We start from the raw sequence: 23631 nt of genomic DNA, 5'->3' as shown, positions 1-23631 counted from the left end.
CAGGAGCAGCTAATATGCCAAAATACGTCGAAATCGGTTATCCAATTTATGAAGGAATGCCTGTTTTTCCAGGATTGCCAGAAGTGAAATTAGAGCCTAGAGAGCGCTTAGACAAAGGGGATGACTGGAACGGAAGTGTGTTAAGTATTTATCTTCATGCCGGTACCCATGTCGATGCCCCGTGGCATCACATGAATAACGGTAAGGGAATAGATGCTATTCCGATAGAAGACTTCATCTACCGGAAGCCGCTACTAATTGATTGCCCGCTTGGCCCGAACGGCTTTATCACCGTCGAAAAACTAAAGGAATATGAAGAATTGAATGAAGCGGATCTTCTGATTTTCAACACGAGTCACTGGAAATACCGGGATACTGATTTCGGGAAATACGCCAATAATTTCCCCGCCGTCTCTACTGAAGCCGCTGAATACATCCGGACGAAGCTGCCAAACTGCAAAGCGGTGGCTATTGATACCTTGAGCATTGAAAATATGAGTGAAGCCAAAAGAAACGGTTATTTTGTCCACCATGCCTTCTTAGATCATGAAAAGTATAAAGAGAAGACTATGCTCATTTATGAAGACATTAATCCAGCGCCGTTGGTTGGCAAAAAGCTAATTTCTGCCTTCACAGCTCCACTTCGCATTAAAAACCACGATGCATCTATCGTTAACATTATCGTTGAAATTGAAGAATAAGTCCTACAACAAACCGCCCGTGGACAATCCACGGGCGGTTTGTTGTTTAACTCTCAGTACTCATTGAACATTGTGGCAATTTCATCGTACTGTACAGTTTGCGTCAGTGCCAGCGACAGCAGAATTCTCGCTTTCTGCGGCACTAGGCTGTTGCAGGGAATCGAATTGGCGGAAAGGTCAATGTAAGAGTCCTTCAGCGTAATTCCACTGGAGATCCGCGAGCAGCGGACGACTGGAATGTTGTTGTTCTTAAGTTTCCCGACTTTATCAATCCACGGTTTGCTGTATATTCCTCCGCCCGCTCCCGCAATTACAATTCCTTTGGAGATCGTAGCCAGGTAATCGAGTATGCCCGGATCGGCATCGACGTGGAAATAAGCGACTGACACTTCAGGCAATCCACTCAGAGCCGATACGTCGAACTGTGCTGCAGTGGTATGTCTTTTAAGGGATCTTGTATAGAAGAAAGCCTGACTGTCGCGCATGTAGCCCAGGCAGCCGAAATCCCGCTCGTCAAAGGCGTTGGCTTTAAAGGTATTCACCTTCTGCACATCTCTGCCGCTGTAGATCCCCTCTGCAAAAACAACCATAACCCCTTGACCGGAAGCGTCCGGATTCGCTGCCAACGCCACCGACTGGAACAGGTTCAGAGGGCCATCTGCGCTGATCGCAGTTGCAGGCCGCATTGATCCGGTAATAATCACCGGCTTGTCGGTTTTGATGACCAGGTTCAGGAAATAAGAGGTTTCATCAAGGGTATCGGTTCCGTGGGTAATGACGAATCCGTGAATATCCTCGCGGAGGGCAAGGGTGTTGATCAATGTAGCCAACGTCAGCCAATGGTCGCTGGTAATGTCGGCACTGCAAAGGTTGCTGACCTGTACTCCGGCGCAATTTGCGATCCGCTCCAGATGGGGGACACTGTCCAGCAGGTCTTGTATCGGCAGGGCGCCGGGTTCGTAATTCAATGTTTTGTGGGCTTCCCCACTTCCGGCAATGGTGCCGCCGGTAGCCAGAATGACCACATTTTTAAGCACGGGATTATAGTAAGGGGAAGTGTCAAAATTCACTTCAGGGATTGGAATAATCATCTCTTCGTTTCCTTTCAGGTCAATCTATTATGTGAGAAAGCTAATGTTATGCCATTAACAAGTCAATAGAATTGTATCAAACCTTTCCTATAATAAATAGCCATGTGCAGTATTTTATGATGAAAATAATGTGCTGGACCGTGATGTGAGGATATTCAAGAAACAAAGGAGAATTTTCTATTCCGGGAGGATACCACCAATGATAACATCATGTTGTAAACAACAGCACCAGCCAAATACAGGGAGGGGTTTTTTAGAATGAAAAAGTCTTTGAGAGCGATACCACTATTGCTTGTAGCCATGATGCTTGCAGTGCTGGTATCCGCTTGCGGTAACGGTGCAGGCGGTAAGGTGGATGTAGGCATCGTGCTGCCGACTAAAGATGAGCCAAGATGGGTGCAGGATGAGCAAAGATTTAAGGATGCATTAAAAGACACAAAATATACTTCAGAGATTTTGTTCAGCCAAGGTTCTTCTGCTAAAGAAAAAGAAAACGTAGAAGCCTTGATTGCCAAAGACATTAAAGTCCTGATCATTTGTCCGCAAGACGGTGATGCCGCCGCTGCAGCAGCTGAGGCCGCTCAAAAAGCAGGCATCAAGGTTATCGCCTATGACCGCCTGATTAACAACACGGATGCCGTTAACTACTATGTAACTTTTGACAGTATCGCAGTAGGTAAAGCACAAGCCCAATACCTGGTGGATCATGCCAAAGGCAAAGGCCAGCCATTGTATTTGTACGCGGGTGCAGCTTCGGATAACAACGCATTTTTGTTCTTTGAAGGCGCTTGGTCTGTGCTTCAGCCGAAGATTGCTGACGGCACATTCACCATCGCCAACTCCAGTGAAGCTGTTGCTCTGAAGGATAAAGCAGAGCTGACCCGTGAGGAACGCAGCAAAATCATCAGCCAGGTGACAACAAACTGGGATGCCAACGAAGCCAAGAACAAAGCGCAAACTCACTTGACCGCTGCAAGCGCTGATCAAAAGGGTGATGTGGCCATCCTTGCTCCAAATGACGGCACAGCCCGTTCCATTGCTGACGTATTCGCTTCGGATTCCGCAGTGACCAGCTTCATCATTTCCGGCCAGGATGCTGAGAAGGCTTCTATCCAATACGTCATTGACGGCAAACAATCAATGACTGTGTTCAAGGATGTGCGCAACCTCGTTAAAGATGCAATCAACATGGGGGTTTCCATTCTCGACGGCAAAACGCCTGAAACAACCGGCTCCTACGATAACGGCAAGATTGAAGTACAAGCGAAGCAAACCGATGTTCAAGTCGTTGACAAGGACAATGTCAAAGCAGCACTCATTGATTCAAAATATTACGAAGCAAGCGAGTTCACGGGACTGTAAACGCACCTGAATATAGTTTAGACGGAATAGTGATAGATACATCTATCACTATTCCTCTATTCTAAGACTTGTTTTGTGAAGGAGCACAAGCTAATTATGAATCCATATATTTTAGAAATGAATAATATTTCCAAGGAATTCACCGGTGTAAAGGCACTCTCGAATGTCAATTTCAAAGTTAGCAAAGGCGAGATTCACTGTCTGGTCGGCGAGAACGGTGCCGGCAAGTCCACACTCATGAAGGTGCTTAGCGGGGTGTATCCGCATGGAACATATTCAGGGGATATTGTCTATGAAGGCAACGTGCAGAGCTTTGGCAGAATTAGCGACAGCGTCAGAACCGGGATCGCAATTATTTATCAGGAGTTAGCCCTGTTTCCGGATCTGACCGTATATGAGAATATTTTTGCCGGGAACGAAGTGAAGAAAGGCGCAATCGTTGATTGGAATCAGACGATTGTCAAAGCGAAGGAAATGCTGAAGAAAGTGAATCTTAACGTCAATCCTGAAGTAATGATTAAGGATTTGGGTGTCGGCAAGCAGCAGCTGGTCGAAATCGCCAAGGCGCTCAGTAAGGATGTGAAGCTGCTTATTCTCGATGAACCAACAGCCGCACTTAATGAAGATGACAGTGAGAACTTGCTGGAACTGCTGAGAGAACTGAAGAAACAAGGAATTACCAGCATCATGATCTCCCATAAATTGAAGGAAGTTATTGCTATAGCCGATCATGTCACCGTGCTACGCGATGGACGGACGATATGCACGCTTGATGCTGCCAAGAATGAAATATCGGAAAGTGTAATTATCAAGAACATGGTCGGCCGTGACATCGATGATATCTATCCTAAACGGAATACTGAGCATTTCGGAAATGATGTGCTGGAGGTCAAGAACTGGACGGCATTTGACCCCAAGCTGGGCCGGGATGTGGTCAAGGATGTGAACATCCACGTGAAAAAGGGCGAGATCGTCGGTATCGCCGGGCTGATGGGCTCAGGCCGGACGGAATTGGCACAAAGCATCTTCGGCAATCCGAAATCCTATAAAATACATGGCGACTTATATATGAACGGCGCCAAAAAAATATTTAAGAACACCAAAGACGCAATCAATGCGGGAATCGCCTATGTGACGGAAGACCGGAAAGGCGACGGCTTATTTTTGATTCAGGATATCAAGCAAAATATTTCAGTCTCCAATCTTGAGGCCATTTCTTCGCAGGGGATGATCAATACCAATGAAGAGGTGAAGATTTCGAACGAATATAAAAAATCAATGAATATCAAAGCCCCGTCTGTTGAACAACTGGTCGGTAATTTAAGCGGCGGCAATCAGCAGAAAGTTTCCCTTGGCAAATGGCTGTTTGTAGGACCGACCCTGCTCATTCTGGACGAACCTACACGCGGTATTGACGTCGGAGCGAAATTCGAAATTTATACGATTATGAACAAGCTGATCAGCGAGGGTATGAGCATCATCATGATTTCCTCGGAGCTGCCTGAAGTGCTTGGAATGAGTGACCGCGTGTATGTCATGGCCGAGGGCAAAATCAAAGGCGAGCTGTCCGCCAAGGACGCAGATCAAGAAAAAATAATGAAACTTGCTACGCAATAGGAGGAAGACCCGTGAAATTATTTAACGAAGCGAAATCATTGATCAAGGTTAATATCCGGGATTATGGGATGTACATTGCTTTATTCGTCATTATGCTGACTTTTTCGATCATGACGGATGGACTGTTTATGTCTTCTCGGAATATAAGCAACCTGATTGATGCCACTGGCTACATTGCTGTTCTGGCTGTCGGAATGACACTGGTCATTGTGATCCGGCATATCGATTTATCCGTCGGTTTTGCAGCCGGGTTCCTGGGGGCAATTGCCGCCATCTTCTTAACGCAGGCAGGAGTTCCGGTCTATTTCACCATTCCGCTTATTTTGATCATGGGGATTATTGTTGGTCTCTTTAACGGTTTCCTGGTTGCACAGATGGGCATTCCTTCTTTTGTGGCTTCTCTGGCAGCGATGCTGATCTTCAGAGGTGCGCTGCTCCGCGTAACGGAGAAGACAGGAACCATTATCGTGAAGGATGAACATTTCAATGCAATTGGCAATGGCTTTATCCCGGCTATCGCCAAGGTTGGCAATTTGAATCTGCTGTCGCTGATTATCGGCGCACTCATTATCGTCCTGTTCATTTACTTTGAATTCTCCAAACGGAACAATAAGCTCAAATACAACTTCGAAGTATTGTCAAACGGCATGTTTACCGTTAAGCTGGTCTTCGTGTCCGCGATCATTGCTTACATCACTTGGATTCTCGCAGGTTACAACGGCTTCTCGTGGACAGTAGTCATCGTAATGATCGTCGTTGTCATCTATCACATTCTGACGACCTCCACTGTAATCGGGCGTCATATCTACGCAGTCGGAAGCAACCCGGAAGCCGCAAATCTAAGCGGGATCAGCGTTAAGAAAATTACGTACATTGTATTCTGCTCCATGGGACTCTTGTCTGCACTGTCGGGGATTCTGTTCACTTCCCGCCTGCAGTCGGCGACTACCACAGCAGGAACGCTGTTTGAACTGGATGCTATTGCGGCTGCTTATGTTGGCGGTGTATCCGCTGCCGGCGGGGTAGGTAAGGTTACCGGTTCCATTATCGGTGCGGTCGTTATGGCTTCACTTTCCAGCGGCATGAACCTGCTAGGCGTTGGTATTTCCTATCAGTACATGATCCGTGGCGGCGTGCTGGCCGCAGCTGTAATCTTTGATGTAATGACACGCAAGCAAAGAGCATAGTTCAAGACAGAACTCACTGGTTAAAAAAGCGGCGGAGTGCTAAGAGGCACTCCGCTGCTTTTTGTGCTAATAAATGATTACTCCAAGCTTCCCATAATATAGTATAATGTCTGATAAATCTGTGATCGCTCACTGAAGAAAGGCATGAGAGATTCGCACCATTATAGGTAGATATAGAGGAGGTCAAGCATACGAACCCTTATTTTACATTGCAGCAGGTGGCGGAAGGTGTCTGGGCCGCTATTGTTATTCCCGGAAGTGGAGCTTTGGGGAACGCGTCGATCATAGATCTGGGCGATGTAACAGTAGTTGTAGACACCTTCAGTCTTCCGCAGGCAGCCGAGTTCCTGCGTTCTGCGGCAGAGCTGCTTACGGGTAAGCCAGTAAAATACATAGTCAATACGCATTATCATGGAGATCATCATTATGGCAATCAGGTATTTGCCGGCAGCATCATTATCTCCACAGCACTCACCCGGGAGGTGCTGATTCAAGGCGGGGCTCCAGAACTGAATATTTGGCAGAGCGGTCTGCAAAATCAAATTGAAATGCTGGAACAAGGGAAAAAGGCTGCGGCAGATCCCCGGCTCCGCGGCGCACTCGGTTATGAAATTGCCGACAAGACTGCGCTGCTGGCGGCAACGCCTATGATCCATAGAGTGACAGCATCCGTTACTTTCTCGCAGCAACTGATCATTCACGGCTCGGCCCGTTCGATTACTCTGCTCACCTATGGCGGCGGGCATACGGAAAGCGATGCGATGGTGTATATCGAAGACGCCAAGGTGCTGATTGCCGGTGATCTTATCTTAAGCCACTCCCACCCGGCGATGTTGAGCGGCTTTCCGGTTGCCTGGATTGAGATCCTGGAACGGATTGATCGCGAGATTGATGTCAATCTGGTTATTCCCGGGCATGGCGGGGTCACCGGCAGGGAAAGCCTTGCAGAGATGATAAGTTACCTTACTGATATCCAGGCTTACGCGGAAAACGCTGCCCAGAGTGGAGAATCCGCAGATCGCTGGCTGGAGAAGGGGATACCGGCACCTTATGATCATTGGATGATGTCACATGTATATGAATGGAATTTCCGCTGGCTTTTCAATCGACTACTTACAGAAGGGAGAGGATAACATGTTACAACTTGAAAACAAGGATTATTTCAAGGGTTTGCCGCTGCTCGATCATGTGAATATTAACACAATGTTTGCACGGGCAGTGCTTGAGCAGCTTGTTCCCGGCAGCGTTTATGTAGATGCTGTGCACAATCCCCGTGCCTTCTATGTGGTGCATTCATATGGTATGTCTTTATTGTTTGGAGAGGCCGGCAACGAGGCGTTTACACGGGGACTTCATGATTATATGACTAATCTAGCAGGAATGAGACAGAGTGCGGAGTGGCTGCAAAGTGATCCGGCAGGAGAGTGGACTCCTATCCTTGATTCTATTTTATCTATTCATAACAGCTCTCTGATAAATAGCGGTATGTCATCCCTGGAGAATAATTCCCGGGCCATTGAGCGGAATACAAGAGTGAACTTCTGCTTCAACCGAGAAGCCTACTTGGATGCTAAGGCGCTGCTTCCGCGACCTGACGGCATTATCATGCGTACGACCAGAGAACAGTTCCTGGCTCAGAGCGGAGCGGTCGTTCCCCGTTTTTTTTGGCGGGATGAGGAGCATTTTGCTGCCCAAGGGATGGGCTACACTTTAGTTTCAGGCGGAGAAGCTGCCGCTACCTCTTTTGCGTCTTGCCGCACTGCGGGCCAGCTGGAGATCGGAATCGAAACGGCGGAGAATCACCGCGGAAAAGGCTGCGCACTTGCTGTATGCTCAGCACTGATCGATTATTGTCTGGAGCATAATCTGGAGCCGGTATGGGCTTGTCGTTTGGAAAATCAAGGTTCATATTATTTGGCGCAAAAGCTGGGCTTTAGGCCGACAGTTACTCTGCCATATTACCGGCTGGCTGTGTAATCCTGTAAGGGCAGGCGTATTAGACAAGCATTTCCTAAAGAGACACATTGTAGTGTCTCTTTTTGTTGAACGCATTTTGAATATCCGGCCGTAGCGATTGACCGGATGCTGGAAGAGCGGTTATTGATGCTTTTAGCACATTGTCCAAGCCCGAAGCAGGATAGAGTCCATGGATACCCGGGCGTGTATCCTTTATAATCTCCAATAATGAGAATGGTTATCATTAGGAGGAAGTGTAATGAGTAAAGAACTTGAACGGAGTTATCCGCACCGTGGTTGCGAAGAGCATGTTCTCTACGCAGGTGAGCGGAATCTGGAGTACCGGATCCTTATCTCCCATCCTTCCGGGGAAGCGCCGCCGGAGGGCTACCCGGTCATCTACGCACTCGACGGGAATGCCGTATTTCATACGCTGGCAGAGTCCGCGCGCTTGCAGACACGCAAACCGCATGGCTATGATCCTGTTGTGATTGTAGCCATCGGTTATCCCTCCAGCGAACCCTTTGACATGACCCGCCGTTGCTATGATTTCACGATGCCTGCGGAGTTAGAATCACTGCCGAAGCGGCCAGACGGCAGTGATTGGCCTGAACATGGAGGCGCGGACAGCTTCCTCGATTTGCTGCAGAACGAGATCATGCCGTTGATCTCCGGGCTGTTTCCTGTGGATAGCCTGCGCCAGTCACTGTTCGGACATTCGCTGGGCGGCCTGCTCGTCCTGCATGCCCTGTTCACACGGCCGCAACTGTTCACCCATTACGCTGCCGGCAGCCCTTCGGTCTGGTGGGGCGGTTATTCCCTGCTGGTTGAGCAGGAGCGGTTCTCCGCCATGTACCCTGGGCTGAAACTACAGCGGAAACTGCTGATCACCATTGGCGCAGAAGAGCTGGATCATATGGTTGAGGATGCCGAGAAGCTGCCGGTTCTGCTCGCCCCGCTTGCTGCAGAAGGCTTGCAGGTCAGCCTCGTCAAATTCCCGCAAGAGGGCCATGTTACGGTACTGCCCGCAGCGCTCAGCCGTCTGCTGAGATTCGCTCTGGAATTACAATAAGAAGCCCAATAAGTGCAAAGTCTGAATAGATCCAAACTATACCTATCTCTTGTGGATCACCCGTCCCTATAATAGAGAATAGGTATAAAATTGGAGGCGGATTAGAATGACATTGCGACCTGATATCCAGGCGATAGTTGATACACTTCAGGACCTGGGAGTGATTGAACAGAACAGTCAAGTCAACGAGGAAATGAAAGGAACGACCGAAGGTCTCGTATACATTCTGACCGTCAATAAGGAAAAGAAATATGTGCTGAAGGTAGACACGCCGCAGAGCAATTCCTGCGCCGAACTGCTGCTGGCAGCGTATCCCGGGAGTTCACTGCTGCCTAAACTGCTGTATACCGATCCGCATGGGAACTACATTCTGTATACCTATACTGCCGGTACAACTCATTATAACCGCGGTGCCAAGATAGATTGGCTGCCAGGCATCGTAATCGGTCTTCTGAACCATTATGAAACCTCATCTGCGCCACAATGGGGACGCCTGGAAATGCCGCGGGATTCATGGGCTGAGTTCAATAGAATCAGTTTAGAAGAGGCACGCTCCAATGTGGGGGATATATTGCCTGCGGAGGATTATGATAAAGTACAAGCCTTGTCCGGCAGAATCTCCGGCGCGGAGGACAAGTATCTTTTGCATGGCGATACAGGTGTTCATAATTTTGTATTTCAGGATCACAGCCTGGTGGGCGTCATAGACCCTTCGCCGATGGTTGGACCACTCATCTATGACTTCACTTATGCTTTCTGTTCCTCACCGGATGACTTGAATAGGGTCACCTTGTTTAAGGCGTTTGACCAGCTCAAGCAGAAGGCAATAGGACATTCCAGATTGATAGAAGAGGTAGTTTTCCAGCTGTATTGCCGGATTGGCATCTGTGCCAGAGTCCATCCGCAGGACTTGAAGGACTATTTGACCGCTTGGGAGCACTGGAGAACACATCTGGTGTAACAACAAATCCTATTAAAATATGGTAAACTGATCTCATTAACCATAGGGGTGAGAGATGAATGTCCGATGATCATGATGAGCTATTGGAACAAAGGCGCAAGCGGCTGAAACTCATTCAATTTAGTAAAGAGGATCAAACGCTTATCGAGTCAGAGAAACCTAAGGAAACCTTCGCCGATGTAGGCGGTCTGGAAGAAGTGAAGAAGAAGATCAGGATGAACTTTATTCTGCCGCTGAAGCAGCCGGAGCTGTTCAAAGCTTACGGCAAAGAAGCGGGCGGCAGCCTGCTTCTGTTCGGGCCTCCAGGCTGCGGCAAAACCTTTCTGGCACGGGCGGTAGCCGGTGAGATTGAAGCGAATTTTATGCATATCGAGCTGCAAGCCATCCTGGCGATGTATGTGGGCCAAAGTGAGAACAACCTGCATAATATTTTTGAGAAAGCCAGAGAGAACAAACCGTGCGTCATCTTCATCGACGAATTGGACGCGATGGGCGGCAGCCGCCATCAGATGCGCCAGCATCATGACCGGATGCTGGTGAATCAGCTGCTGCTGGAGCTGGATGGTCTGCAAGCCGAGAATGAGAATGTGTTTGTCATCGGTGCCACCAATACACCCTGGTATCTCGATTCCGCACTGCGGCGTCCGGGCCGCTTCAACCACCTGGTGTTTGTCCCGCCGCCGGAGGAGTCCGAACGTGAGACTATTCTGGGCCTGAAGATGGCCGGAAAACCTGCTCTAGCCTTGAATCTGCCCAAGATTGCAGCAGATACAAAGTTCTTCTCGGGTGCCGATCTGGAGCAGGTGGTGAGCGATGCCATAGAATCTGCGATGGAGCGCACCTTTGAGACTGGAGAGATCCAGCCGATTACAAATGATGACCTGAAGAAAGCAGCGAAGTCCCGGAAGGCTACGACACTGGAATGGTTCTCAACCGCGAAGAATTATGCGACCTTCAGCGATGTCAACCGGGACTACCAGATCGTATTGGACTATGCCAAGAAACACGGAATTAAATAGCGGGATGAGTGACGGAGGCGCTGACAGTGGAGAATCAATTTAAGCAAAATACCCTTCAAGCGGTACATCAGCTCATCGAGTGGAAACGTTACAAGGAAGCTCTGACAGAAGCAGAGCAGGCACTGCGGGAAGAGCCGGAGGATCCGGATGTTTTTGCACTGATTGCCCATATTTATAATCTCATGGATAATTATGAAAAGGCGCTGTATTGGGCGAACGAGGCACTGATCCGGGACCCGGAGCAGACGTTGGCCTGGTATGTGCGCGTCAGTGTCTACTACGAAACGGACAACGAGAAAGCGCTGAATGAGAATCTGCAGGAAGCGATGCGGATTGATCCTTATGAAGCTCATTACTTTTTTCTGAAGGCTAATCTTCTAAACAAGAAGCAGAAATACAAAGAGTCGAGGGAGCTTTTGCGGCTTGCATTGGAACTAAGACCGGAGAGTCCGCTGTATTTGGCTACATTAAGCTATACAGAGGCACTGCTGGGCAATATGAAAGAGTCAGCCGAGCTTGACCGTCAAGCGGTTCAATATGGAGCCGAAATGCCATATGTGATGTTATATTTGGGATGGGCTGCGGGCGACCGCGGGGATTACAAGCTTAAAGAAACATACATGAAAAATGCGGTACGCCTAAGCCCTGACGATAAGCAGATTCAGAGCGAATTCCTGGAGGCGCTCCAGCAGCAGCACAAGCTGCTACGGATTTTTTTATGGCCTACCCGGCTCGTGCGCAGAATGAAGCGTTGGCAGATTATTCTGGCCTGGTTCATCATTTGGATTTTGTTCAGGCCGTTCGTGCTTCTGTTTATTGTATTGTATGTACTGACGCATTGGGTGACCAAAGCCATTGTACATGTGCAAGTGTTTGGCTGGAGACGAAGGGGCATGTGATAGTCCTTAGCCCGAATGTAAAAAGACATCAACGCTTCGTTGGTGTCTTTTTACATTTATCGCACTGAACCCTCCTGACCTCAGATCCGTTTCGCATCCACGAAGCAATGCATGTGCAGCGGAGACAACACCTTCAGCCCTTCCCCCATTTCAAAATCTTTATCCCGGGCCAACTGCCGGCCTTTCTCTGCAAAGTAGAGCCGGTATAGGGCCAGAATTTCATCACTGAACTGGCTGCGGTGCCGGGACATTGCAGCAAATTTCTGCTCGAAAGTTCCGGTGATGTCAATGACCGTGTTCGGCTCTGACGAGAAATAAAACCCGATGGCCTGCGGCTGCCACGGTTTGGTTGAAGTGCCTTTGGGATAACGGGCAAGTCCTGCTAGGAGAAAGGCCTGTGCCGTTGCCTTACCAACAACGATATGATCGTGATGCGCTTCATAGGCCAGCCACGGATCGGGGCAGAAGAGGGCGTCGGGTTGTACGGTTCGAATGATTTCGGCGATTTCCCCGGCTAATGAAGGCACATGATCCAGTGTGCCATCTCCATGCTGCAGCTGATGAAACTCCGTAGCGCCCAGCATTCTCCCCGCTGCCTCCAGCTCAACTCGCCGGATCTTGGCAATCTCTTCATGCGACAGCTGCTCATCTTCTGCCCCGAGGTCACCATTCGTTACGGTCAGGTAGTTGATTTCACAGCCTTTTTCCGCGAAGCTGGCAATAATGCCGCCCATTCCGACTTCATTGTCGTCCGGATGGGGTTGAATACATAATATTTTGCGGCATCCCGTGAGTTCGGGAGGGGCCATAAGGGTATGCAATGCAGATGAATCCATATCCATTCACTCCTTATTCATATTGTATGAGATTCAGACGATTATAAAGCTCGGGAAAATTCCAAATCGGACAATATACGATCTCTTTGCTTGTCGCTAATATTATAGAACAGGATAGGGATAATGGCAGCGACAAAACAAAGCGCCGGCAGGATGAACATCACAAAGCTGAGCCCATGCTGGAGACCCGGGGTTACCGGCTGGTTCTCAACATAGTTCATGAAGCCAAGGCTTGTACCGATGATGATTCTGGAGACAGCTCCGCTAAATTTAGTGATGAATGTATTCGTTGAAAAAACAATACCCTCCCCCCGGAAGCCCAGCTTCCATTCGGAATAGTCAATCGTATCCAGCAGCATGGATGTGCTCACAATAATGGTCATCCCTGAAAAAAAGAAGCTGATCCCGAAGAAGACAAGTGCAAACATCCTATTCTCGTCCCCAAACAGATAGGGAATAACACAGGATAAGCTGCCCAGAAGGCAAGAGGCGATAAACATCTTTTTCTTGGAAAACAACCTCAGCAATTTCGGAGTGGCTATCATTCCCAGCAGCATCCCTACAACAAGACTGATCCCCACCTGAGTGACATACACCGCATCCCCCCAGACATAAATCACATAATACAATTGAATGCTCTGCCTGATGCCGTTAATCAAATTGATAATCAGCAGTGAGGCGAGCAGGGCCAGCAAAGGCTTATTTTTGTAAATCGTCTGCAGATTTGTCTTGAAGGAAATCTTGTCGGGCGAAGGGGCTACTCTTTCTTTGGAGGTTAATCCAGTGAGAAAAATAGAGACCGCCGCAACAGCAGCTACGAGGATTGCGGAATAAAGGTAAGCATTCGTGTTTCTCTCGCCGCCGAAAGCAAGCAGCAGCTGGATGCCACCAATGGTAACGGCTACGGCTCCGAGGGTACCGCCAATTTTCCCTAAGGTAACTACCAGCGTCCGTTCATCCGGGTTTTTGGAGATTACAGAGGATAATGCCCAAAGCGGCGTATCACATACGGTATACAACATACCCCATAACAGATAGGAGATGGAGGCGATTACTAACGTCAGTGTGGGGGAACCTCCGAAATCCCAGAAACATAGAATCGTAGCAGCCGCGATAAGGAACGGGGCGAACAGCAGATAGGGTCTGAATTTCCCCCATCTTGTGCGGGTCTTGTCTGTAATCATCCCCATTACCGGATCAAGACAGGCATCGACTATGCTGGCTACCACCAGAATTAGACTGGCTGTGGTAGCAGGTATGCCCAATAAATCGGTGTAAAAGAACAAAATGTACATCGACATAAAGCTGTATAGAATATTCTGGCCCAGCAATCCCCCGGAGAAAAAAATCTTTTCTTTGACGGGTACTTTATTTCCCATGAGAGCTCCCTCATTTCCGCTGAAGTTAAAGGTGATTATAGTGTATATCTGGTTGAATATGTATATTGTAATAATGTTTGCGCAAATAACGATTCCGTATATTTCGTAATTGAAGGGATTTTTTTTGGCAATGCAAAAATAAACTATTCAGAAATCGACGAAATTTGTCGAAATATATCTATGCTGTCCGGGAGGCGTGCTGGGAGATTGCGTAATTGCACAGCTAAATACCGGGCACACACAAAGATCGTATCCAGGGGGAGTACTCATGAAGTGGTTCAGTAACATGAAAACAGCAAAGAAAATCATCTCAGCTTTTCTGCTAGTCGCTGTGATTTTGGCGGGATTCGGTATCTATTCGATATCGACGCTGCGGGGGATGAATAAAAACACAAATGAAATGTACAACAACAATTTGATTTCCGTAAGGGATCTATCTGCAGCACAAATCAATTATATGAATTTACGTTTATATTTGCGGAATATGAGTACAGAGAGCGGAGCTGAAGCTAAGGCTAAGATCAAGACCGAAATTGCTGCAGCCCGTGAGAGTATCGAACAAAAAATCGATACTTTCCGTACGGTAGCCAATACCACGAAGGAGCAGGAACTGCTGCGGACGTTCGATATCGAATACCCATCCTATCTAAAGCTTTATGAGCAGGGCATGTCCATCGCAGAGAATGAGGGTATGACAGCATTTAACGAATTTAATAAAACAGTTCTGAGCCTGCAGTCAGAAAAGGTTGCAGTAACATTGACGGAGCTGGTTACTTTCAATGCAAGCTTGGCAGAAGCCACCAACCATCGTTCGGAACAAACCTATAACACCTCACTGGTTGTTACTATAGCCGTGGTAGTCGCTGCGGTCATTATCAGCATCATTATTGGTACTTTCATTGCACGCTCAATTTCTAGACCTTTACGGCAGATGCTTAGTCTCGCTTCCGCGGTGGCTGACGGAGATCTGACGCAACAAGCGGAGGTTTCCTCCAAGGATGAAGTGGGTCAATTAGCATCTGCACTCAACCGGATGGTGACTAGCTTAAAGGAATTAATCAATAGTATCGTGATGAATTCGCAAAGTGTTGCCGCTTCCTCCGAGGAGATTTCAGCAAGCACACAGGAAATTTCCAGCACCAGCACCAGCCAGTCGGCTGCGGCAGCCAACATCACTGAACTCTTCAGAGAACTGTCGCTTGCCATTAACTCTGTGGCTGTTAGTGCAGAAGAAGCAGCAGAGCTCTCTAATGATACGGTCAGAACTGCCCGTGAAGGCGGACATGTGGTTGAGACATCCCTTCAGGGAATGCAGGCTGTGAATCATAAGATGACTCAGCTGGAAGATGACTCCAGTAAGATTGGCGATATTATTGAGGTCATTGACGATATCGCCGAGCAAACGAACCTGCTTGCGTTGAACGCAGCCATTGAAGCAGCCCGTGCCGGAGAACAGGGCCGCGGCTTTGCCGTTGTAGCCGATGAGGTCCGTAAGCTGGCGGAACGAAGCAGCGAGGCGACCAAGGAAATTACGAAGATTATTAAAGCGATGCAGGAAAATACGAAGCAAAGTGTCCGGGCCGTGTCCGAAAGTGTGGAGCAATCTTCGATGACCAGCCAGGCTTTTGAGCAAATTATCGCGATGGTGAATAACTCCGCGCTTAAAGTGAATGAAATTGCTGCGGCTTGCGAAGAAGAGTCTGCACAGGCTGCAGAGGTTATGAGTTCGGTAGAAGCAATCTCGGCTTCTAGTGAGGAGTCCGCCGCTGCTTCTGAAGAGACTGCAGCTACCTGCCAGTCTTTGGCTCAGCTCTCTGAAGAATTGGCCATTTCTGCTGCCGCATTCAAAACCCACTAATTTTACAGACTGAAGGTGACAATATGTCCACGCTGCAGAAGGAACAATATATTGAACTCGCCGTGGGTGCCGAGACCTGTGCGATCCGTATCGAAGAGATTCATGAAATCATTAAGATGCTGAGCATCACGGATATACCGTTCACCAGGAATGAAGTTAAGGGCGTGGTGAACCTCCGGGGCAAAGTAGTCTGTGTCATGAGCCTGCGCAATCTGCTTGGTATGTCGGATGAGCCCTATACAAGAGAAACCCGGATTATCGTAGTCCGTTGCCGGGATGAATTCGTAGGCTTGATCGTAGATAAAGTGAACAAAGTGACTACCTACGGAGAAATTCATCCGCCTACTGGAGGGCATAGCCGAAGTAGAGAAGGTGTTTTTCATGGCATTGGACAACAGGGAGACCAGCTTATTGGAATCTTGAAGCTCGAGGAAATATTGGGCGGATAGAAAGGAGAATATAAATAATGATGGAGCTGTCTGCCTACCGAGATATTTTCATAGAAGAGCTGAACGACCAGTTGGAGCGGATGGACCAGTCCCTGTTGACCCTTGAACAATCTCCTTCGTCCGAGCTGATCCAAGTTCTGTTCCGGGCCGCACATACGATCAAAGGCTCTTCTTCAACGATGGCCTTCCGGGAAATGAGTGATTTGACCCATGAAGTGGAGTATGCACTGGAATGGGTACGTGAGAAAAAACCGGAAATCACCGCAATTCTGATTGATACACTCTTTAGCGCACTGGATGCCATGAAGAAGCTGCGCAGCCAATATATCAGCGGGGAAGCTTATGATGACTGCAGTTCTGTGGTTTCGGAGATTAAAGCGCTGATTAATAAACCTGCAGAGCAAGAGCCGGTGCGCCCGCCTGTGTTAAGTGCCGCTGAGAGTCTTAAAGTAGAGGAAGCCACTGCCGCCGGGGAACAGATACTGATGATCGGCGTTTCGCTGAAAGAGGATTGCCAGATGAAGGCAGCACGCCATTTCATCCTGTTGCAGCGGATCGAAGATGTCTGCGGATCGGTTATTGCTGCTTCACTATCACCAGGTGAAGTTGTAAATAAAGATGAAGACAGCCGTTACGGCAGATTCGCTGTAGTGGTTGCAACATCGAAAGAGCCGCAGCTGATCCAGTCACAGCTGGAGGGGGATTCAGATGTGCAAACTCTGGCGATTACTCCATTCGAATCGGGAGAAGCTGCTGGCGGAGAGATAATAACTAAAGAAGTGCCGGCAAATATGCCACAGTCCGGGCCTCCGGCAGAAGAACGGGTCAAAGGTAATCAGCCGACGGTCCGGGTCAGTGTGGAACGGCTCGATCATCTGATGAATCTGGTCGGTGAATTGCTGATAGACCAGACCTCACTAGCGGATCTGAAGACGGCCGGCATCCGCAATGACCCTGCTAAAGCGCTGCAGAGCATCAGTGGCGTATCCGATCATATGGGCAGTGTCATTAAGGAATTGCAGGAAGGCGTGATGAAGACACGCATGCTGCCTATAGACCAGCTGTTCAGCCGGTTCCCGCGTATGGTCAGAGACCTGGCGCAAAAGCTCGGAAAGGATATAGAGCTGGTGGTACAGGGCGGCGAAACTGAGCTGGACCGGATGATTATCGAGGAATTGAGCGATCCCTTGATCCACTTAATCCGCAACAGTGCAGACCACGGAATCGAAAGCCACGAAGTGCGTGCGTCAAAAGGCAAACCGGCGAAGGGGCGCATTACCTTGTCCTCCTTCCATGAAGAGAATAATGTAGTGATTTCCCTGGCAGACGACGGTCAGGGCATTGATGCCGGGAATATCAAGGCTTCCGCGCTTCGCAAAGGCATCATTACAGAGGATCAGGCTGCACATTTGACGCCGCTTCAAGCGCTTCATCTCATTTTCGAGCCTGGCTTCTCGACGGCATCCGAGGTGAGTGATGTATCCGGACGTGGGGTGGGAATGGATATTGTCCGCAGCCAAATTGGAAGGTTGAACGGAATCATTGATATTGATACAGAGCCGGGTCAAGGGACGACATTCACAATCAGGCTTCCGCTCACCTTGGCGATCATCAAGGGGTTGCTGGTCAAGGTGTCAGGCCGGGTATTGATTCTCCCCATGTACAACATTGCTGAAATTGTTCGTATTCACCCGGAAGAGATTCAGACGATCCAAGGGGAGCAGGCGATAATTAACCATGGACGGATTGTGCCGTTCTCCTGGCTGCGGGACAAGCTGCATTATCCGCGTGTTGAGCGCAGTTCCAAAACGATCTCGATTGTCATTGTCAGGTCAGTCGACAAAATTTCTGCCTTTGCGGTGGATGAAATCTTGGGCAATCAGGAAGTGGTCATCAAAACGCTCGGCACCATGCTCGGGACCTTGAACCATCTATCCGGAGCGACCATTCTGGGGAACGGACGGGTGGCTATCATCTTGGATGCTTCCTACCTCGTAAGCCATTAATTTATGATGTAAGAGTGCTTTATCAGCCGGGAGAATGGCTGATGGAGCACTCTTTTTCAATAGAGATCTGTATAGAACTTTACAGGATGGAGAAAAATATGGAAGAAGACTTAAGGAAAAGGAGTGGCGATGTGGTTATTACACTGGGATCTGATGAAGTTATCAACCGGATCAAGCAGCTTCAATCCAACGGAACAATCAACAAAAAGCAGGTAAAACAGCAGGATCCGGAGCTGATGCGGAGCGCATTGTATTATTTTCCAAGCTGGGAGCATGCCCTGAAAAACGCAGAGCTGGTATAGAACAATACGACAAAGAGCCGAAGATGCGACTACTGCGCACCTGCGGCTCTTTAACTTTGTGAGGAAATCCACTTCTCATTTATTCCGTTGAACCCTCTATTATAGGTAAGAATTTTTGTTGTTCGATTGCTTTTTGGTTTAACTGCAATTCATCTCTGAAGGCATTGATTTTCAACTGCAGTTTGTGCAGGATTTCCAACTGCATCTCGTTAACCCTGTCTTCAATGCAAAAAGCGGAGCAGGAGAGAAAACCATCGGCATAAGACTTTGTTTCATCGGTAATGGTATTAAGCTTCTCTTTATAGATTCTCTTTACAGGTCCAAGCTCAGGTTTGATCTCGTAATAACGGTTGGTCTCAAGCAGCAATCGCCAAGGACTCACCTTAATATCAAATTCATCCTTTTCAATCTCTGCAGATACTTTGACTATTTTAATCTGATTGTTCATGATGATAGTGATCCTCCTGCAAACCCATACTTTCAATGGGGATAAATTCTCGATGATGGACTAAGAGATTATATCATGCAAAGGGATCATTTCCTACTGAAATTTATAAAAAAGAATAGTTCATTGGAACTATGTGTAAATACCTTTTGCAGGAGGATGTCATGAAAAAGTTAATTGTTGTCAACGGCCCAATGGGTGTCGGGAAATCCGCCGTATGCAAAAGTCTGAACGGGGTGCTAAATCATTCCGTATGGCTGGACGGCGATTGGTGCTGGATGATGAATCCCTGGATCGTAAACGATGAAAACAGAGCCATGGTGGAGAATAACATTACATATCAGCTAAGAAGCTTCTTGACGAACTCTACATTTGAATATGTCATTTTCAGTTGGGTACTTCATCGCGTAGAGATCTTGCAAGGTCTTCTGAAACGGCTAGATGATCTGGAATTTGATCTACAAACGATTACCTTGATCTCTTCGGAGACTGCACTAAGGCAGCGGATGGAGCAAGCCCATAGACCGGAAGAGCAAATTCTCAGCAGTATCGAACGTTTAAGCTTATACCGGAACATGGGGACTACTAAAATAGATACAAGCAGCCACGATGTGGACGGAGTTGTTGAACAAATGAAATTAATCATCAGTCAATAAGGAGTTCAAAGACCGTGACGGACGATGGGGGAAACCGGACCCGCAATCAAAGTGCTTGTTCCTTTTATAAAAGATTGATTCTGTTCTGAAAAAAGCTGTCGTTGATCATATACGTCCATGTCGCTGAGGGGACTCTCAAAGCTTCCAATTGGAAATCCATCTTCAGTGAGCTAAAGTCCGTTGTCAGAAAAAGTTCCACCACAGCGGTTTCGATCCTCTCTTCCAGTGTTGCATAGGCATTTATGATCAGCCGGTGATACTCATGCAGCGGATTTTTGTGGCTTAGGCTTTCCAAATGAATGCCTTCCCTCACAGAAGAAACGTAAGCCAGGTAATTAGCCCAGCCGTTATCAATTTGAACCAGTGTGATGAATCTTTCGGTGTCCTCAACCCTTTTTTTCCCGAACCTGCGGCATAATTGTTCGTAAATTGCAGGTACTCTTGTCATTAAGAGGGTTGGTCTCAAAAACTCACCAAGCAGGGCCTCCCGTTTCTTGAAAAGAATACGCCGCTGCTGTTCGATCAAATCTGCATATTTATTTAAGGTTTTTCTGATTTCAATATGCTGGCCATCCATGACTAGCTGAATATGGTTGATCAGGTTGCAGATTCTGGAACCCTTAAGCGGAGAATCCTGTTGCAGGTCCTGATATTCCTTTGGAAGCGACTCTCTTAAGCCGAACCTTACGAGCAAATCATCTTCCAGGCTGATCATATAGCGGGAGGAGCCGGGATCTCCCTGCCGGCCTGCACGGCCACGCAATTGTTGGTCTACACGTACACTTTCATGCAGATTTGTACCGATGACATACAATCCGCCTAGTTTTTTTTACTGCCCAGTATTCTTCTGCATCGCCTCCGCCCAGAATAATATCGACACCCCGGCCTGCCATATGAGTTGAAACGGTGACCATATTCAGCCGGCCTGCTCTGGCGATCAGCTCCGCTTCCCATTGATCATTTTGCGCGTTCAGGAGGTTACATGGAATGCCAGCATTCTGCAAGTCGGCTGCCATTTGACAGGATGCCTGCACACTGGCTGTACCAATCAGGATGGGCTGCTTCGTCTTATGAATGGCAGAAATTTCACTAAGAATAGCCTGCCGCTGGGCTTCACGGTGCGTGAATATTACATGAGGATAATCAATTCTTCTGCAGGGATGATGCGGTGGAATCACCATCACATCCAGGGCATAATAGGCTCTAAACTCATCCGCGGAGGATAACGCCGTTGCTGTCATCCCGCAGAGCCGGGCATAGAGGCTTAAAAAATGCTGCAGCGTCATGGTTCCAAGAATTTTGCCGCCGGACTGAATGCTCAGCCCTTCTTTGGCTTCCACTGCTGTCTGCAGACCGTCTGGCCAATGCCGGTTCTCGGCAATTCGCCCGGTGAATTCATCAATAAGCAGCACGGCGCCGTCTCTTACAATATAATCGACATCTTTCTTTAATAAAGCTTCTGCATGCAGCGCACAGTGAAGCTCTGCGAGCGTATCCGAGTTGCGGGACTCATATAAATTTCCGCATTTCAGCATGACCTCAACCTTAAGCGCTCCGGCTTCCGTCAGGTGTACATTCCGCCCATGCTCGTCCGTATCATAATCCGGCCCCTGAATGAGCTGCTTCACGATCAACGGCATTTCACGGTTACCTGCACGTTTCTTGTCCGTTTCTCCTGCGATGACAAGCGGAATCCGGGCTTCATCAATGAGTATGGAATCCGCCTCGTCAACCAGTACGCAGTGAAGGGGGCGCTGCACTTTGTGGGCCGGAGTATATACCAGCGAATCCTTCAAGTAATCAAAGCAAGCCTGCTTCGAAGACAAATAAGTGATATCGGCAGCATATGCTGCTTTTCTTTCCTCGACATGCTGCCCCTCTGCAACATAACCGACGGAGAGACCCAGCCCCCTGTAGACGGGGCCCATCCATTCGGCATCCCGCCGAGCCAGATAATCGTTAAAGGTAAAGATATGAGCGCCTTTTCTCTGCAGCGCCTGTAAGTAAGCGGGGAGGATGGCAGCCAGCGTTTTCCCTTCCCCGGTTTGCATTTCCACCAGATAACCATCACACAGAGCCAGTCCTGCTGCGAGCTGTACGTCAAAGAGACGGATCTGCAAGAATCGCCACACGGCTTCAGCTACAAGTGCTGCCCCTTGGATCATTAAATCCTCAAGCGGTGCACCACTTTGGGCTTTCAGCTTCATTTCCCTGGCACAACGCCTGATTTGGATGTCGCTCCAGTTCTTCATTGGAAGCTGGCGGATGAGTTTAATTTTTTCATAATAAGGCTTGAGCTTACGCTCCTGGAACTTCGCCTCTATGCGGCTATACAGATTGTTACCCATAGCAAATAATCCTCCTTTAATAGAAATAACGGCGGGCGTTATCTATTAGTAAGCAGGATGAGGCCAGGCTCCTTGAAGGTATGGAACCGGATAAGAATTCGTTCACTTGCTATACATACCAGATCATAACCCTGTACGAGATGATTGGAGAGCAGCAGGATCATTTCAAAGTGCAATATTGTTTTTAGAGAGATGAAACCGCAGAATATGTGGTTGTCGAAGAGAACGGTAAACAGCGGCGTCCGGTCGAGGCTCAGTATATTAAGGATGACTTTATAGCAAACCAAATAGAAGTTAAGCAGCAAACGTCCGCATCCCTCCAACATAAATATCCTGCCTCCTCATCCGCAGCTGCAACTTTTTGGAAAACCATGAGTCTTATAATTATCTGTGAATTTGAAAATAAAGTAAAGTGAAGAAAGGGTATGGATAGGTAATGAGAAAGATATGGATGTTTACTCCAATACTGCTTTTGCTGTTTCTGTTCCCGGCAATATCGTCAGCGGCTACCCATGCTTCGTTCATTTATTACGTGGCGAATGGCGGCAAGGGTACTGTTCCGGCACTGGTTAAGAGCGGCACTACGTTTGTCCCGGCAAGTCTGCTGGAAGAGGCGGGTCTGCAGGTTGCCTGGGATAAGGCAGATCTACGGGCCAAATACGTTGGATGGGAAAAAACAGTGGTTGTCACGGTTGGCAGCAAGACTGCTGTGCTTGATGGGAAAACAGTTCAATTAGGAGGAGCGCCGTTCCGGTATAAAGAGCAATTATATCTTCCTGCCCGCTTTGTGGTGCAGGCACTGGAAGGGCAGACAGTAAGCTGGGATGCGGCTCATGCTGTCTATACCGCCAAAGGGCTTGGGACCTTTCTGAGTGTCAATGCCACCTTTGAAGGCTGTACAAGGAGCTGTTGAATCAGGAACAGCAGCAATATGCGGAAACGAACGACGTGCCTTATTACGGAGACGAATTGAAGTTAATCAAACGTGAAGGCAATACTTTGCAGTTTAAGCTGGGCAGAGAAGATCAAATATACAACTATCGAATGAATGAACATTAAGGAGTGGCAGATTTGAACAAATGCTTTTTTGCGGTCATTTTACTGTCTTCACTGCTCTTTGCGAACGGTTGCACCACCTCAAAGCATGTAGAAACAGGGTATGCGGAGTCCGCTATCCATGATGACTTTCCAATTCCAGAGGCTGCAAAACAAGGGGAAATAACGACAAACTCCGCCAACCCCAATATAAAAATAGGCGTCAGCTACGAGTTGGATAATATCGGGGGAGAGCAGGGACTATACCCGCCCGAAAGTTATTTTCAGAAATTAGATGATGCGGGATGGGCAGAACTGGAAGACCGCCGAATGGGACATGTGCAGTTTTTTGAGAAAGAAGATACAGTGATCGCCATTGAAATTCATGAGGATACCTTTCAACTGTATGAAATGAAGCCGGGAGCCTCCTTCTGATCCTATTCATTATAGAA

At 48.1% G+C, this 23631-nt stretch carries 25 protein-coding genes; 18 read left to right on the top strand and 7 right to left on the bottom strand.

Features of this window, described 5'->3' with window-relative positions:
• The first annotated feature begins 14 nt into the window (after positions 1 to 14).
• On the top strand, positions 15 to 701 hold the full coding sequence (locus NST99_RS21790) for a cyclase family protein (protein WP_341094311.1): 687 nt from the start codon (positions 15 to 17) through the stop codon (positions 699 to 701).
• A 53-nt stretch (positions 702 to 754) separates the two neighbouring features.
• Here NST99_RS21790 and NST99_RS21785 read toward each other — a convergent pair whose 3' ends face one another.
• Entirely contained in the window at positions 755 to 1792 is a 1038-nt protein-coding gene (locus tag NST99_RS21785; RefSeq protein ID WP_341094310.1) for an asparaginase, read from the bottom strand.
• Positions 1793 to 2050: 258 nt separating this feature from the next.
• Between NST99_RS21785 and NST99_RS21780 the strand changes: the two genes are divergently transcribed.
• The 9 genes from NST99_RS21780 to NST99_RS21740 all read left to right on the top strand — a co-directional run bounded on the left by NST99_RS21780 (position 2051) and on the right by NST99_RS21740 (position 11865).
• Positions 2051 to 3154, top strand: coding sequence for a sugar ABC transporter substrate-binding protein (locus NST99_RS21780; protein ID WP_341094308.1), 1104 nt, complete (start codon positions 2051 to 2053; stop codon positions 3152 to 3154).
• A 96-nt stretch (positions 3155 to 3250) separates the two neighbouring features.
• Complete coding sequence (locus tag NST99_RS21775) at positions 3251 to 4771, top strand: sugar ABC transporter ATP-binding protein (RefSeq protein ID WP_341094307.1); 1521 nt, start codon at positions 3251 to 3253, stop codon at positions 4769 to 4771.
• An 11-nt stretch (positions 4772 to 4782) separates the two neighbouring features.
• A complete protein-coding gene (locus NST99_RS21770; protein ID WP_038594145.1) occupies positions 4783 to 5958 on the top strand; it encodes a sugar ABC transporter permease in 1176 nt (391 codons plus the stop codon).
• A 218-nt stretch (positions 5959 to 6176) separates the two neighbouring features.
• Positions 6177 to 7091: an MBL fold metallo-hydrolase gene (locus NST99_RS21765; RefSeq protein WP_341097718.1), complete on the top strand. Its 915-nt coding sequence runs from the start codon at positions 6177 to 6179 to the stop codon at positions 7089 to 7091.
• 1 nt (position 7092) lies between these two features.
• Positions 7093 to 7935 (top strand): GNAT family N-acetyltransferase, encoded by an 843-nt coding sequence (locus tag NST99_RS21760; protein WP_341094305.1) that lies wholly within the window; start codon positions 7093 to 7095, stop codon positions 7933 to 7935.
• A 238-nt stretch (positions 7936 to 8173) separates the two neighbouring features.
• Positions 8174 to 8986 carry an alpha/beta hydrolase gene (locus NST99_RS21755; protein ID WP_341094304.1) on the top strand — a complete coding sequence of 271 codons (813 nt, stop codon included), beginning with the start codon at positions 8174 to 8176 and terminating at the stop codon, positions 8984 to 8986.
• Between the two features lie 106 nt (positions 8987 to 9092).
• Complete coding sequence (locus NST99_RS21750) at positions 9093 to 9947, top strand: phosphotransferase (protein WP_341094302.1); 855 nt, start codon at positions 9093 to 9095, stop codon at positions 9945 to 9947.
• A 59-nt stretch (positions 9948 to 10006) separates the two neighbouring features.
• Entirely contained in the window at positions 10007 to 10966 is a 960-nt protein-coding gene (locus NST99_RS21745; protein WP_341094300.1) for an ATP-binding protein, read from the top strand.
• A 26-nt stretch (positions 10967 to 10992) separates the two neighbouring features.
• Positions 10993 to 11865 (top strand): tetratricopeptide repeat protein, encoded by an 873-nt coding sequence (locus NST99_RS21740; protein ID WP_341094299.1) that lies wholly within the window; start codon positions 10993 to 10995, stop codon positions 11863 to 11865.
• An 80-nt stretch (positions 11866 to 11945) separates the two neighbouring features.
• On the opposite strand, the gene NST99_RS21735 is transcribed toward NST99_RS21740, so the two are convergent.
• Entirely contained in the window at positions 11946 to 12701 is a 756-nt protein-coding gene (locus tag NST99_RS21735) for a PIG-L deacetylase family protein (protein ID WP_341094298.1), read from the bottom strand.
• Positions 12702 to 12742: 41 nt separating this feature from the next.
• On the bottom strand, positions 12743 to 14080 hold the full coding sequence (locus NST99_RS21730; protein ID WP_341094297.1) for an MFS transporter: 1338 nt from the start codon (positions 14078 to 14080) through the stop codon (positions 12743 to 12745).
• Between the two features lie 268 nt (positions 14081 to 14348).
• Between NST99_RS21730 and NST99_RS21725 the strand changes: the two genes are divergently transcribed.
• From NST99_RS21725 to NST99_RS21710, 4 genes are all read left to right on the top strand, one after another.
• Positions 14349 to 15938 carry a methyl-accepting chemotaxis protein gene (locus tag NST99_RS21725; RefSeq protein WP_341094296.1) on the top strand — a complete coding sequence of 530 codons (1590 nt, stop codon included), beginning with the start codon at positions 14349 to 14351 and terminating at the stop codon, positions 15936 to 15938.
• 23 nt (positions 15939 to 15961) lie between these two features.
• Complete coding sequence (locus NST99_RS21720) at positions 15962 to 16387, top strand: chemotaxis protein CheW (RefSeq protein WP_341094294.1); 426 nt, start codon at positions 15962 to 15964, stop codon at positions 16385 to 16387.
• Between the two features lie 17 nt (positions 16388 to 16404).
• Positions 16405 to 18393 carry a chemotaxis protein CheA gene (locus NST99_RS21715; RefSeq protein ID WP_341094292.1) on the top strand — a complete coding sequence of 663 codons (1989 nt, stop codon included), beginning with the start codon at positions 16405 to 16407 and terminating at the stop codon, positions 18391 to 18393.
• A gap of 98 nt (positions 18394 to 18491) precedes the next feature.
• Positions 18492 to 18695: a hypothetical protein gene (locus tag NST99_RS21710; protein ID WP_341094290.1), complete on the top strand. Its 204-nt coding sequence runs from the start codon at positions 18492 to 18494 to the stop codon at positions 18693 to 18695.
• 79 nt (positions 18696 to 18774) lie between these two features.
• Here the strand turns inward: NST99_RS21710 and NST99_RS21705 are convergent, their stop codons facing one another.
• Complete coding sequence (locus NST99_RS21705; RefSeq protein ID WP_341094288.1) at positions 18775 to 19143, bottom strand: hypothetical protein; 369 nt, start codon at positions 19141 to 19143, stop codon at positions 18775 to 18777.
• 161 nt (positions 19144 to 19304) lie between these two features.
• Between NST99_RS21705 and NST99_RS21700 the strand changes: the two genes are divergently transcribed.
• The gene (locus tag NST99_RS21700; protein ID WP_341094287.1) at positions 19305 to 19796 is read left to right on the top strand and encodes an AAA family ATPase; all 492 of its coding nucleotides are present in this window, start codon (positions 19305 to 19307) and stop codon (positions 19794 to 19796) included.
• 64 nt (positions 19797 to 19860) lie between these two features.
• Here NST99_RS21700 and NST99_RS21695 read toward each other — a convergent pair whose 3' ends face one another.
• From NST99_RS21695 to NST99_RS21685, 3 genes are read right to left on the bottom strand one after another with little or no spacing between them, the layout of a single operon-like run.
• Positions 19861 to 20610 carry a preprotein translocase subunit SecA gene (locus NST99_RS21695; RefSeq protein WP_341094286.1) on the bottom strand — a complete coding sequence of 250 codons (750 nt, stop codon included), beginning with the start codon at positions 20608 to 20610 and terminating at the stop codon, positions 19861 to 19863.
• The gene (locus tag NST99_RS21690; RefSeq protein ID WP_341094285.1) at positions 20582 to 22144 is read right to left on the bottom strand and encodes a preprotein translocase subunit SecA; all 1563 of its coding nucleotides are present in this window, start codon (positions 22142 to 22144) and stop codon (positions 20582 to 20584) included. The genes NST99_RS21695 and NST99_RS21690 overlap by 29 nt, the downstream gene beginning before the upstream one ends.
• Positions 22145 to 22182: 38 nt before the next feature.
• Positions 22183 to 22470: a hypothetical protein gene (locus tag NST99_RS21685; protein ID WP_341094284.1), complete on the bottom strand. Its 288-nt coding sequence runs from the start codon at positions 22468 to 22470 to the stop codon at positions 22183 to 22185.
• A gap of 110 nt (positions 22471 to 22580) precedes the next feature.
• Between NST99_RS21685 and NST99_RS21680 the strand changes: the two genes are divergently transcribed.
• From NST99_RS21680 to NST99_RS21670, 3 genes are read left to right on the top strand one after another with little or no spacing between them, the layout of a single operon-like run.
• Positions 22581 to 23057 carry a copper amine oxidase N-terminal domain-containing protein gene (locus tag NST99_RS21680; protein WP_341094283.1) on the top strand — a complete coding sequence of 159 codons (477 nt, stop codon included), beginning with the start codon at positions 22581 to 22583 and terminating at the stop codon, positions 23055 to 23057.
• The gene (locus NST99_RS21675) at positions 23054 to 23203 is read left to right on the top strand and encodes a hypothetical protein (RefSeq protein WP_341094281.1); all 150 of its coding nucleotides are present in this window, start codon (positions 23054 to 23056) and stop codon (positions 23201 to 23203) included. Before NST99_RS21680 ends, NST99_RS21675 begins: the two co-directional genes overlap by 4 nt.
• Positions 23204 to 23215: 12 nt before the next feature.
• The gene (locus tag NST99_RS21670; RefSeq protein WP_341094280.1) at positions 23216 to 23614 is read left to right on the top strand and encodes a hypothetical protein; all 399 of its coding nucleotides are present in this window, start codon (positions 23216 to 23218) and stop codon (positions 23612 to 23614) included.
• Positions 23615 to 23631: the final 17 nt, after the last annotated feature.

Source organism: Paenibacillus sp. FSL L8-0470, assembly GCF_038008625.1.
Lineage (GTDB): Bacteria > Bacillota > Bacilli > Paenibacillales > Paenibacillaceae > Paenibacillus_AQ.
This window is presented reverse-complemented; position numbering and strand designations above follow the sequence as displayed.

What these genes read in the sequence shown, in the direction of transcription:
- NST99_RS21790 (WP_341094311.1), top strand. Translation starts at nt 15, where the DNA reads ATGCCAAAATACGTCGAAATCGGTTATCCAATTTATGAAGGAATGCCT.
- NST99_RS21785 (WP_341094310.1), bottom strand. Translation starts at nt 1,792, where the DNA reads ATGATTATTCCAATCCCTGAAGTGAATTTTGACACTTCCCCTTACTAT.
- NST99_RS21780 (WP_341094308.1), top strand. Translation starts at nt 2,051, where the DNA reads ATGAAAAAGTCTTTGAGAGCGATACCACTATTGCTTGTAGCCATGATG.
- NST99_RS21775 (WP_341094307.1), top strand. Translation starts at nt 3,251, where the DNA reads ATGAATCCATATATTTTAGAAATGAATAATATTTCCAAGGAATTCACC.
- NST99_RS21760 (WP_341094305.1), top strand. Translation starts at nt 7,093, where the DNA reads ATGTTACAACTTGAAAACAAGGATTATTTCAAGGGTTTGCCGCTGCTC.
- NST99_RS21755 (WP_341094304.1), top strand. Translation starts at nt 8,174, where the DNA reads ATGAGTAAAGAACTTGAACGGAGTTATCCGCACCGTGGTTGCGAAGAG.
- NST99_RS21750 (WP_341094302.1), top strand. Translation starts at nt 9,093, where the DNA reads ATGACATTGCGACCTGATATCCAGGCGATAGTTGATACACTTCAGGAC.
- NST99_RS21745 (WP_341094300.1), top strand. Translation starts at nt 10,007, where the DNA reads ATGTCCGATGATCATGATGAGCTATTGGAACAAAGGCGCAAGCGGCTG.
- NST99_RS21735 (WP_341094298.1), bottom strand. Translation starts at nt 12,701, where the DNA reads ATGGATTCATCTGCATTGCATACCCTTATGGCCCCTCCCGAACTCACG.
- NST99_RS21730 (WP_341094297.1), bottom strand. Translation starts at nt 14,080, where the DNA reads ATGGGAAATAAAGTACCCGTCAAAGAAAAGATTTTTTTCTCCGGGGGA.
- NST99_RS21725 (WP_341094296.1), top strand. Translation starts at nt 14,349, where the DNA reads ATGAAGTGGTTCAGTAACATGAAAACAGCAAAGAAAATCATCTCAGCT.
- NST99_RS21720 (WP_341094294.1), top strand. Translation starts at nt 15,962, where the DNA reads ATGTCCACGCTGCAGAAGGAACAATATATTGAACTCGCCGTGGGTGCC.
- NST99_RS21715 (WP_341094292.1), top strand. Translation starts at nt 16,405, where the DNA reads ATGATGGAGCTGTCTGCCTACCGAGATATTTTCATAGAAGAGCTGAAC.
- NST99_RS21710 (WP_341094290.1), top strand. Translation starts at nt 18,492, where the DNA reads ATGGAAGAAGACTTAAGGAAAAGGAGTGGCGATGTGGTTATTACACTG.
- NST99_RS21705 (WP_341094288.1), bottom strand. Translation starts at nt 19,143, where the DNA reads ATGAACAATCAGATTAAAATAGTCAAAGTATCTGCAGAGATTGAAAAG.
- NST99_RS21700 (WP_341094287.1), top strand. Translation starts at nt 19,305, where the DNA reads ATGAAAAAGTTAATTGTTGTCAACGGCCCAATGGGTGTCGGGAAATCC.
- NST99_RS21690 (WP_341094285.1), bottom strand. Translation starts at nt 22,144, where the DNA reads ATGGGTAACAATCTGTATAGCCGCATAGAGGCGAAGTTCCAGGAGCGT.
- NST99_RS21685 (WP_341094284.1), bottom strand. Translation starts at nt 22,470, where the DNA reads ATGTTGGAGGGATGCGGACGTTTGCTGCTTAACTTCTATTTGGTTTGC.
- NST99_RS21680 (WP_341094283.1), top strand. Translation starts at nt 22,581, where the DNA reads ATGAGAAAGATATGGATGTTTACTCCAATACTGCTTTTGCTGTTTCTG.